Origin of the sequence: Pseudoxanthomonas sp. GW2, from assembly GCF_000283075.1 — a bacterium.
Taxonomy (GTDB): domain Bacteria; phylum Pseudomonadota; class Gammaproteobacteria; order Xanthomonadales; family Xanthomonadaceae; genus Pseudoxanthomonas.
This window is the reverse complement of sequence record NZ_ALIP01000038.1, coordinates 1-8924: the sequence shown is the minus strand read 5'-3', so window position 1 is coordinate 8924 and position 8924 is coordinate 1. Positions and strand designations below refer to the sequence as shown.

Annotated in this window: 10 protein-coding genes and 1 pseudogene; all 11 read right to left on the bottom strand. The window is 71.4% G+C overall.

Going from position 1 to position 8924, the window contains the following annotated elements; all coding sequences use genetic code 11:
• Positions 1–199, bottom strand: a pseudogene (locus B351_RS0103225) (flagellar biosynthesis protein FlhF); the annotation flags it as partial.
• Positions 200–370: 171 nt separating this feature from the next.
• Positions 371–2416: a flagellar biosynthesis protein FlhA gene (gene flhA / locus B351_RS0103220; protein ID WP_156810407.1), complete on the bottom strand. Its 2046-nt coding sequence runs from the start codon at positions 2414–2416 to the stop codon at positions 371–373.
• Positions 2417–2457: 41 nt separating this feature from the next.
• On the bottom strand, positions 2458–3594 hold the full coding sequence (flhB, locus tag B351_RS0103215; RefSeq protein WP_019397615.1) for a flagellar biosynthesis protein FlhB: 1137 nt from the start codon (positions 3592–3594) through the stop codon (positions 2458–2460).
• Positions 3595–3662: 68 nt separating this feature from the next.
• A complete protein-coding gene (gene fliR / locus B351_RS0103210; protein WP_019397614.1) occupies positions 3663–4457 on the bottom strand; it encodes a flagellar biosynthetic protein FliR in 795 nt (264 codons plus the stop codon).
• Between the two features lie 15 nt (positions 4458–4472).
• Positions 4473–4742, bottom strand: coding sequence for a flagellar biosynthetic protein FliQ (locus tag B351_RS0103205; RefSeq protein WP_019397613.1), 270 nt, complete (start codon positions 4740–4742; stop codon positions 4473–4475).
• 1 nt (position 4743) lies between these two features.
• Complete coding sequence (fliP, locus tag B351_RS0103200; protein WP_019397612.1) at positions 4744–5511, bottom strand: flagellar type III secretion system pore protein FliP; 768 nt, start codon at positions 5509–5511, stop codon at positions 4744–4746.
• Position 5512: 1 nt separating this feature from the next.
• Positions 5513–5914 carry a flagellar biosynthetic protein FliO gene (gene fliO / locus B351_RS0103195; protein WP_026010289.1) on the bottom strand — a complete coding sequence of 134 codons (402 nt, stop codon included), beginning with the start codon at positions 5912–5914 and terminating at the stop codon, positions 5513–5515.
• A 2-nt stretch (positions 5915–5916) separates the two neighbouring features.
• Positions 5917–6249: a flagellar motor switch protein FliN gene (gene fliN / locus B351_RS0103190; RefSeq protein ID WP_019397610.1), complete on the bottom strand. Its 333-nt coding sequence runs from the start codon at positions 6247–6249 to the stop codon at positions 5917–5919.
• Positions 6246–7259 carry a flagellar motor switch protein FliM gene (gene fliM, locus B351_RS0103185; protein WP_019397609.1) on the bottom strand — a complete coding sequence of 338 codons (1014 nt, stop codon included), beginning with the start codon at positions 7257–7259 and terminating at the stop codon, positions 6246–6248. The genes fliN and fliM overlap by 4 nt, the downstream gene beginning before the upstream one ends.
• A 13-nt stretch (positions 7260–7272) precedes the next feature.
• A complete protein-coding gene (fliL, locus tag B351_RS0103180; RefSeq protein WP_019397608.1) occupies positions 7273–7791 on the bottom strand; it encodes a flagellar basal body-associated protein FliL in 519 nt (172 codons plus the stop codon).
• Positions 7792–8062: 271 nt separating this feature from the next.
• Positions 8063–8924: flagellar hook-length control protein FliK (locus tag B351_RS0103175; protein ID WP_019397607.1), on the bottom strand; the 862-nt coding region annotated here is incomplete at its 5' end.

The following is an 8924-nucleotide window of genomic DNA, read 5'->3' as shown; positions in this document are numbered from 1 at the left end:
CGGGCGCCGGTTCACTGGCGCGCTGGGCCTCGATCAGGGCCCGCTGCACCGCGTCCTCGTCGTAGTTGCTGGCCGCGACGATCTCCACCCCTTCCTCGGTGCGGCGGTTGGAGAGGATCACGGCATCCGGTCCGTGCTCGGCGCGGACCATCCGCAGCGCGGTACGCATGTCGGCGGCAACGAAACGCTTGATTTTCATGGTTAGGGGCCGTGATCCGTGATTGGTGATTGGTGATTGGAAGAAGCAGATGCCGGGCCTCCGCGGCCTGTCCGTATCCGTGTTCTTGTTGCCTTGTTCATCCCACTTCCTTCCCAGTCCGCCGCGATCCGCTTTTTCGAATCACGAACCACGAATCCCCAATCACGGCTTTCAGTTGATTGTTCCGACCAGCTTCAGCCGCTTGTCCTCCGGTACCTCGGTGTAGGCCAGCACCGACAGCGACGGCACGCTGTGGCGTACCAGCCGCGCCAGCGAGGCGCGCACGGTGGCCGGTACCAGGACCACCGCCGGTTCGCCCTTCGCCTCCTGCCGCCCGGCGCACTCGGCCAGGCTTTGCTGCAGGCGTTCGGCCAACCCGGGCTCCAGCGCCGCGGCGCCGTTGCCCTGCGCGGACTCCTGCAAGACCCGTTCCAGAGGCGCGGCCAGGGTGAACACCGGCAGCTCCGGCGAGGCGCCGGCGATCTCCTGGACGATGAAGCGGCCCAGGCTGTTGCGGACCGCGGCGGTGAGCACGGCCGGGTCCTGGCTGTAGGCGCCGTGCTCGAGCAGGGCCTCGGCGATCTTGCGCAGCTGGCGCACCGGGATCCGCTCCACCAGCAGGTTCTGCAGCACCCGCGCCACCACCGACAGCGGCAGGGTCTTGGGCACCAGGTCCTCGGCCAGCTTCGGCGCGCTGCGGGCGAGGGTGGCCAGCAGCTGCTGCACCTCCTCGTGCCCCAGCAGCTCCGGGGCGTGCTCGCGCACCAGGTGGGACAGGTGGGTGGCGACCACGGTGGCCGGGTCGACCACGGTGTAGCCCAGGGCCTCGGCCTGGGCGCGCTGGTGCGGGTGGATCCACACCGCGTCCAGGCCGAACGCCGGGTCCTTGCCCTTGATGCCGTCGATCGGGCCAAGCGCGCCGCCCGGGTCCAGGGCCAGTTCGCGGTCCGGCTGGATCTCGGCGGTGGCTACCGGCACGCCGTGTACCAGCAGGCGGTACTGGTTGGCCTGCAGCTCCAGGTTGTCGCGGATGTGCACCGGCGGGATCAGGAAGCCGATCTCGTGGGTGAGCTTGCGGCGCACGCCCTTGATCCGCGCCATCAGCTCGCCGCCCTGGGTCTTGCCCACCAGCGGGATCAGGCGGTAGCCGACCTCCAGGCCGAGCGGATCGACCGGGCGCAGCTCGTCCCAGTCCAGCTCGCCGGCCGCCTGGCCCGGGGCGGCCGCCGGCCCGGCGGCCTCGGCCCGCGCCGCTGCGGATTCCTCCTGCTGCTTGCGCTGCCACAGCTTCCAGGCAGCAAAGCCGAGCACCGCGCCCAGCGTCAGAAAAGCGACGTTGGGCATGCCCGGCACCAGGCCCACCGTCACCAGGATGGCCGAGGCCACGCCCAGGGCGCGGTACTGGCCGAAGGCCTGGCCGACCACCGCCTGGCCCATGTCCTGGGCGCGCGAGGCGCGGGTCACCAGCATGGCCACGGCCGAGGACACCAGCAGCGCCGGCAGCTGCGCCACCAGGCCGTCGCCGATCGACAGCAGGGTGTAGGTCGAGGCGGCGTCGGCGGCGGCCATGCCGTGCTGGAACATGCCCACGGCGAAGCCGCCCAGCAGGTTGATGAACAGGATCAGGATGCCGGCGACGGCGTCGCCGCGGATGAACTTGCTGGCGCCGTCCATCGCGCCGTAGAAGTCGGCCTCCTCGCGGACCTCGTCGCGGCGGGCCTTGGCCTCCTCGCGGGTGATCAGGCCGGCATTGAGGTCGGCGTCGATCGCCATCTGCTTGCCGGGCATGGCGTCGAGGATGAAGCGCGCGGTCACCTCGGAGATGCGCCCGGAGCCCTTGGTGATGACCACGAAGTTGATGATGGTCAGGATCGCGAACACCACGATGCCGACTGCGTAGTTGCCGCCGACCACGAACTCGCCGAAGGCGGCGATCACCTTGCCGGCGGCGTCGCCGCCGGCCTGGCCGTGCAGCAGGATCACGCGGGTGGACGCCACGTTCAGCGCCAGCCGCAGCATGGTGGTGGTCAGCAGGATGACCGGGAAGATGGTGAAGTCCAGCGGCCGCTGCACGTAGACCACGGCCAGCAGCACCACCAGCGAGATGGCGATGTTGAAGCTGAAGAGGGCATCCAGCAGCAGCGGCGGCAGCGGCACCACCACCATGGCGAGCAGGGCCAGCACCAACAGTGGCGCGCCGATGCCATTGCGGGCCATTTCCAGCAGGCGGCGGGACAGCGGCTGGGAAGCGGTCGCGCTCACTTGCCGTCATCCTCCGGGAATTCCCTGACCTCGACCGTGCCCAGCTGCGGCGCGCGCCCGGTACCGGGGCGCCAGGCGCGCAGCTGGTACACGTAGGACAGGACCTGGGCCACGGCGGCGTACAGTCTCACGGGGATCTCCTTGTCGAGCTCACCCTCGCGATACAAGGCGCGTGCCAGAGGCGGCGCGGACACGATCGCCACGCGGTGGGCGTCGGCCACCTCGCGGATCCGCATCGCCAGCTCGTCCACGCCCTTGGCCACCACCTTCGGCGCGCGCATGCTGCCGCCGTCGTACTTCAGGGCCACCGCGTAGTGGGTCGGGTTGACCACCACCACGTCGGCGGTCGGCACCGCCTCCATCATCCGGCGCTGCGACATCTGGAACTGCATCTGCCGGATCTTGCCCTTGACCTGCGGGTTGCCGTCGGCCTCCTTCATTTCTTCGCGCACTTCCTGGCGCGTCATCTTCAGCTTGCGGAGCCGGTTCCACTTCTGGTACGGCGCATCGGCCAGGGCCAGCAGCAGCAGCGCCACCGCGGCGGCGCCCAGCAGGCGGCCGGCGAAGTACAGGCCGGTGCGCGCCGCGTCCTCCAGCGACTGCCCGGGCATGGCGCGCAGCACGTCGAAGCCGTGCACCAGCACCAGGCCGCAGGCGGTGCCCAGCAACGCCACGCGCAGCAGCGACTTGGCCAGTTCCACCAGGCCGTCGCTGCTGACCATGCGCTGCAGCCCGGCCAGGGGGTTGAGGCGCTCGGGCTTGGGCGCCAGTGCCTTGAGGTTGAACTGCAGGCTGCCCATCAGCACCGGCGCGACCAGGCAGGCCAGCAGCGCCACGCCCAGCAGCGGCAGCACCACCGCGAACAGCTTCAGCAGCAGCATGCCCATGTGCCCGAACAGCAGGGACGGGTCCTCCAGCATCCCCAGGTCGGGCGCCAGCGCGTTGCGCATCCAGCCGGCCGCGCCGCGCGCGAACATTGGACCGCCGGCGATCACCGCCACCACGCCGGCGCCGAACAGCGCCGCGTTGCCCAGTTCGCGCGAACGCGGGACGTTGCCTTCCTCGGCCGCCTTCTGCAGGCGTCTGCCGGTTGGCTGTTCGGTTTTTTCCTGGCCGTCCTCGTTCTCGGCCATGCCGGTCTCCGGCGCCGGAAGGGGGCCGGCGCGGGGCGGTCAGTGCAAGTTCCGTTCCAGGCGCCGGCTCAGGGCGCGGGGACGGCCATGCCGGCGTCGAACGCGGTGTCGAACAGCGCCTGCACCGGGCGCGCGATCTCGCCGGCCAGCAGCGACAGCAACAGCATGCCGGTCAGCACCGCCACCGGCAGGCCCAGCTGCACCGGATGCAGCGAGGGCGCGGCCTTGGCCAGCACGCCGAAGGTGAGGTTGGTGGCCAGCATCGCCATCATCAGCGGCAGGGCCAGGCCCAGGCCACCGCGCAGCACCGCCGGGAACAGCTGCACCGGCACCGACAGCCCGGCCGCGGCATCGGTCCAGCCGGCGCCGATCGGCAGGGCCTGGTAGCTGCGCACCAGCATCGCGACCATGGCCAGGTGTCCGTCGCTGGCGAAGAACAGCAGGCCGAAGGCGAGGTAGAACCACTGCGCGACCACGCCGGAACTGGTGCCGCGCAGCGGGTCGTTCATCTGCGCGAACGCCAGGCCCATGCCCTGGGACACGATCTCGCCGGCGAACGCCCCGGCCTCGAACATCAGGCGCAGGCAGAAGCCCATGGCCACGCCCACCGCCAGTTCCCGGGCCACGCCCAGCACGCTGGCCGCGTCCAGGCCGGCGAACTCCGGCACCGGCGGCAGCATCGGCGCCAGCGCCATGGCCAGGGCGCCGGCCACCAGCACCCGCACCCGCACCGGTACCGCGCGGGTGCCGATCAGCGGCATCGCCATCAGCATCGCCCCGGTGCGCAGCATGGTCCACATGACCGTGCCGATCATGCCGAAGGCCTGCTGGCCGTCGACCACCATCTGGGTTGCCGGATCCACCGCGCGCTCCCGTCCTCAGCCGATCAGGTGGGGGATGCGCTGGAACAGCGTGGTGGTGTAGTCGACCAGGTAGGCCAGCAGGAAGCTGCCCAGCGCGAACAGCGCCGCGGTCATGGCCACGGCCTTGGAGATGAAGGCGATGGTCGGCTCGTTGATCTGGGTGGCGGCCTGGACGATGCCGACCACCACGCCCACCACCAGCATGGTGACCAGCAGCGGGCCGCCCACCCACAGGGCCACCTCGAGGGCGCGGCGCAGTTCGGTCAGGGCCAGTTCCGGGCTCATCTCAGACCCCGTTGAAGCTGGCCGCCAGGGTGCCGACGGTCAGCACCCAACCGTCCACCAGCACGAACAGCAGGATCTTGAACGGCGCGGAGATCAGCATCGGCGAGAGCATCATCATGCCCATCGACATCAGCACGCTGGCCACCACCAGGTCGATCACCACGAACGGGATGAAGATCAGGAAGCCGATCTCGAACGCGGTCTTCAGCTCGGAGGTGACGAACGAGGCCGCCAGCACCGGGAACGGCACCGCGTCCGGGCCGCTGTAGGTGTCATGCCCGGCCAGGCCGGCGAAGGTCATCAGGTCGGTCTCGCGCACCTGGGCCAGCATGAACGCGCGCAGCGGCGCGGTGCCCAGGTCCCAGGCGCTGCGGAAGTCGATGTCGCCGTTGAGGTAGGGGCCGAAGCCGGCGTCCCAGGCCTTCTGCCACACCGGCATCATGACCATCGCGGTCAGGAACAGCGACAGCCCCACCAGGATCTGGTTGGAAGGGGTCTGGCCGGTGCCCAGGGCCTGCCGCAGCAGCGCCAGCACGATGATGATCCGGGTGAAGCAGGTCATCACCAGCAGCAGCGACGGCAGCAGGGTGATGCCGGTCATCAGCAGCAGGGTCTGCAGCGGCACGCTCACCGGGGCGTCGCCGATGCGGCCCACGGTCACGTTCGGCAGGGATGGCACCTGCGGCGCCGCCGGCGCGGCGGCGGCCAGCAGCGGCAGGCAGGCCAGCACCAGCACCACGACGGTCAGGAGCAGGCGGCGGGAGTTCATGTCAGCGGGTCCGGCGCAGCCGCTGCGACAGCAGCTGGGCGAAGTTGGGGAGTTCCTTGAGGTTGGGCAGGCGCGGCGCCTCGGGCGCGGGCAGCGGCTCGGGCAGCTCGTGCAGCAGGGTCACGCCGCCCGGGGAGACGCCCAGCAGCAGCTGGCGGCCGCCGACCTCCACCACCACCGCGCGCTCCTTGGTGCCCAGGTGCAGCGAGGCGACCACGCGCAGGCCGTCGGCGGGACGGAAGCCGGAGCCGGGCATGCGCTTGAGCAGCCAGGCCAGGCCGACGATCAGGCCCAGCACCAGCAGCAGGGCGAAGAACGCGCCGAACAGGCCCGGGCCCTGGGCCTGCGCCGCCGGCCGCGCGGCCGGCGCGGCGGGGGCGGCGGCCAGCAGCAGCGGCAGGATGCTCAACGCAGCCTCCGGATCCGCTCGCTGGGGCTGACCACGTCGGTCAGGCGCACGCCGAAGCGGTCGTTGATCACCACCACCTCGCCGTGGGCGATCAGGGTGCCGTTGACGTACACGTCCAGCGGTTCGCCGGCGCCGCGTTCCAGCTCGATCACCGAGCCCTGGTTGAGCTGCAGCAGGTTGCGGATCGGCATGCGGGTGCGGCCGACCTCCAGCGACAGGGTCACCGGCACGTCGAGGATGACGTCCAGGTTCAGGTCGCTGGCGCCCTGGACGGGCTCGGACTGCAGCGCGTCGAATTGCGCGGTCGCGGCAGGGGCTTCGGTGCTCATGCGGGCATTTCCTCGGGGGCGGCCTGGCGCGGCTTTTCGGCGCCGGGCGGGTGGGTCTGGACGATCTTCACCGCGTTCCTGCCGTTGGACAGGCCGAACTGGCCGGTGAACACCGGGATGTTCTCCACGCATACCGGGACGGTGGTGGACAGCTCGATCGGCAGCACGTCGCCGACCTTCAGCTGGGTGAGCTGGCGCAGGTCGATGCGCTTCTCCGCCAGCACGCTGGAGATGGTCACCTCGGCCAGCTGCAGCTGCTCGCGCAGGGTGGCGTTCCAGCTCTCGTCGCGGTCGATGCGGTCGCTCTGGATGCCGGCGTCGAGCAGCTCGCGGATCGGCTCGAGCATGGAATAGGGCAGGGTGACGTGGATCTCGCCGCCGCCGCCGTCCAGCTCGACGTGGAAGCGGCTGACCACCACGTACTCGCGCGGGGTGACGATGTTGGCGAAGTGCGGGTTGATCTCGGAGTTGATGTACTCGAACTCCACGTCCATCACCGGTGCCCAGGCCTCGACCAGGTCGGTGAAGGTCTGGCGCAGCATCAGCTGGATCACCCGCATCTCGGTGACGGTGAACTCGCGGCCCTCGATCCGGGTCGGGTAGCGCCCGTCGCCGCCGAAGAAATTGTCCACCACGGTGAACACCAGCTTGGGCTCGAACACGATCAGGCCCATGCCGCGCAGCGGCTTGAAGCGCACCAGGTTGAGGTTGGTCGGCACGTACAGCGAGTGCATGTACTCGCCGAACTTGATCAGGTCGATGCCGCGCACGGAGATGTCGGCCGAGCGCCGGATCAGGTTGAACAGGCCGATGCGCCACAGGCGCACGAAGCGCTCGTTGACCATCTCCAGGGTGGGCATGCGCCCGCGGATGATCCGGTCCTGGCTGGCGAAGTCGTACGGCCGCGCGGTGCCCGGGTCCGGCTCCGGCTCGGTGTTGACCGCGCCGGAATCCACGCCGTGCAGCAGGGCGTCGATCTCGTCCTGTGAGAGCAGGTCGTTGATGGTCATGGGCGCGCGCGGCTCACTGGGTCACGAAGCTGGTGAACAGCAGGGCTTCGGCGCAGGGCTTGCCGGTCTCGGCGCGCATCAGCTTGCGCACCTCGGCCAGGGCCTCGGCCTGCAGCGCTTCCTTGCCGGCGCGGTCGGCGATGCCCTCGGCGGTCTGCTGCGCCAGCAGCATCAGCAGGCGGGCGCGGATCGCCGGGGCGTGGCGTTCCAGCTCCGCCAGCTCGTTGTTGTCGCGGGTCATCAGCTGGATCTCCACCTGCAGGTACTTCGGGCCCTCGATGCCGCCGTTGAGGTTGACCACGAACGGCGGCTCCAGCGCCAGGTACTGGGCCGGGGCCGGCAGGCGCGGCTTGGCCGCCTCGGCGGCGGCCTGCTCGGCGGCCTTGGCGCGCTGGGAGCTCCAGTACCAACCGCCGCCGGCGCCGCAGGCCACCAGCACCGCGACCAGGGTGATGACCAGGGGCAGCTTGCCGCCGTCGCGGGGAGTACTGTTCGGCGAGTTGCGGGGGGGCCTGTCGGCTGCGGTGGCCACGCGTCGATCTCCTGTGGTTTGCGGCAAGGCCTATGCAAGCGGCGTGCCGCAAGCGCGGCGACGGTTTGACGACGAGCGGCGGCGGAGCCGGCGAAGGTCCGGCGCGTGGCCGCACGGCCGGCATGGCCGGGGCCTGGCGATCGGGATTGCGACAGGCACCTGCGCCCCGGCCGCGGACGCGGCCAGGGCGGGGCAGCAAACACGCACCATCGAAGCAGCGCGGCGGACCAGGTCCCGGGACAGCGGTGCCGCGCGACCGGCACCGCGACGGTCAGGCGTAGGCGTCGAGCAGGCCGCGTCGGGCCATCCGTACCGGCTGGGCCGTGGCCGCCGGTTCGTCGCCGTTTGCTTCGCCGCCACTCCCCTGGCGGCCTTGCGACGCCGCTTCGCGGTCGCCAGCCTGGCCGTGGCCAACCCCGGCATGGGCCAGCTCGAAGCCATGCTGGCCCAGCATCTCGCGCAGGCGCGGCAGGCTCTGCTCCAGCGCCTGGCGGACCTCGGCCTGGGCGCTGCTGAAGTCGGCGCTCAGGCGGTCGCCATCCAGCTGCAGGCGCACCTCGACCGGGCCCAGGTCCTGCGGCGAGACCCGGATGACGGCATGGCTGATCTTCTGCCCGGCCAGCCACTCCACGTGGCTGCCGACATCCTCGGCGAAGCCGGCGTCGCCCAGCTGCGGGGTAGGCAGGTGCGCCGGGGTGGCCGGTAGCGCGGCGGCGGGTGCGGCCACTGGCGCCGGGTTGGCCAGCGGCAGCACGAAGGCCGGTGCCTGCGATTCCGGGCCGGTCTCCGGGACCAGCGCCTGCAGGTGGCGCGCGGCGCCGGCCAGGGTGTCCAGGGCCTCGCCGGCGGCATCCTCCTGCGGCAGGGGTTCGGCAGCGGGGGACGGGGCGGCGGCCAGCGGGCGCGAGGCGGGGGCGGCCAGGTCCGGCAGCAGCGGGGCCGTGGCCTTGCCGGCCGCGGCGGGCTCGCCTTCGCCGGCATTGCCCGCAACAGGAGCGGGAACGGCGGCGCCGGCGGCCGGGGCCGGCGGCGCCGGTTCCGGCGGTTGCAGCAGCCAGGCCAGGCCCGGCGGGGGCCAGTCGCTGGCGGCGGCTTCGCCATCGCTGTCCGTGCCCGGGGTCTCGTCCGTGGCC

What these genes read in the sequence shown, in the direction of transcription:
- fliN (WP_019397610.1), bottom strand. Translation starts at nt 6,249, where the DNA reads ATGAGCACCGAAGCCCCTGCCGCGACCGCGCAATTCGACGCGCTGCAG.
- flhB (WP_019397615.1), bottom strand. Translation starts at nt 3,594, where the DNA reads ATGGCCGAGAACGAGGACGGCCAGGAAAAAACCGAACAGCCAACCGGC.
- flhA (WP_156810407.1), bottom strand. Translation starts at nt 2,416, where the DNA reads ATGGCCCGCAATGGCATCGGCGCGCCACTGTTGGTGCTGGCCCTGCTC.
- fliP (WP_019397612.1), bottom strand. Translation starts at nt 5,511, where the DNA reads ATGAACTCCCGCCGCCTGCTCCTGACCGTCGTGGTGCTGGTGCTGGCC.
- B351_RS0103205 (WP_019397613.1), bottom strand. Translation starts at nt 4,742, where the DNA reads ATGAGCCCGGAACTGGCCCTGACCGAACTGCGCCGCGCCCTCGAGGTG.
- fliM (WP_019397609.1), bottom strand. Translation starts at nt 7,259, where the DNA reads ATGACCATCAACGACCTGCTCTCACAGGACGAGATCGACGCCCTGCTG.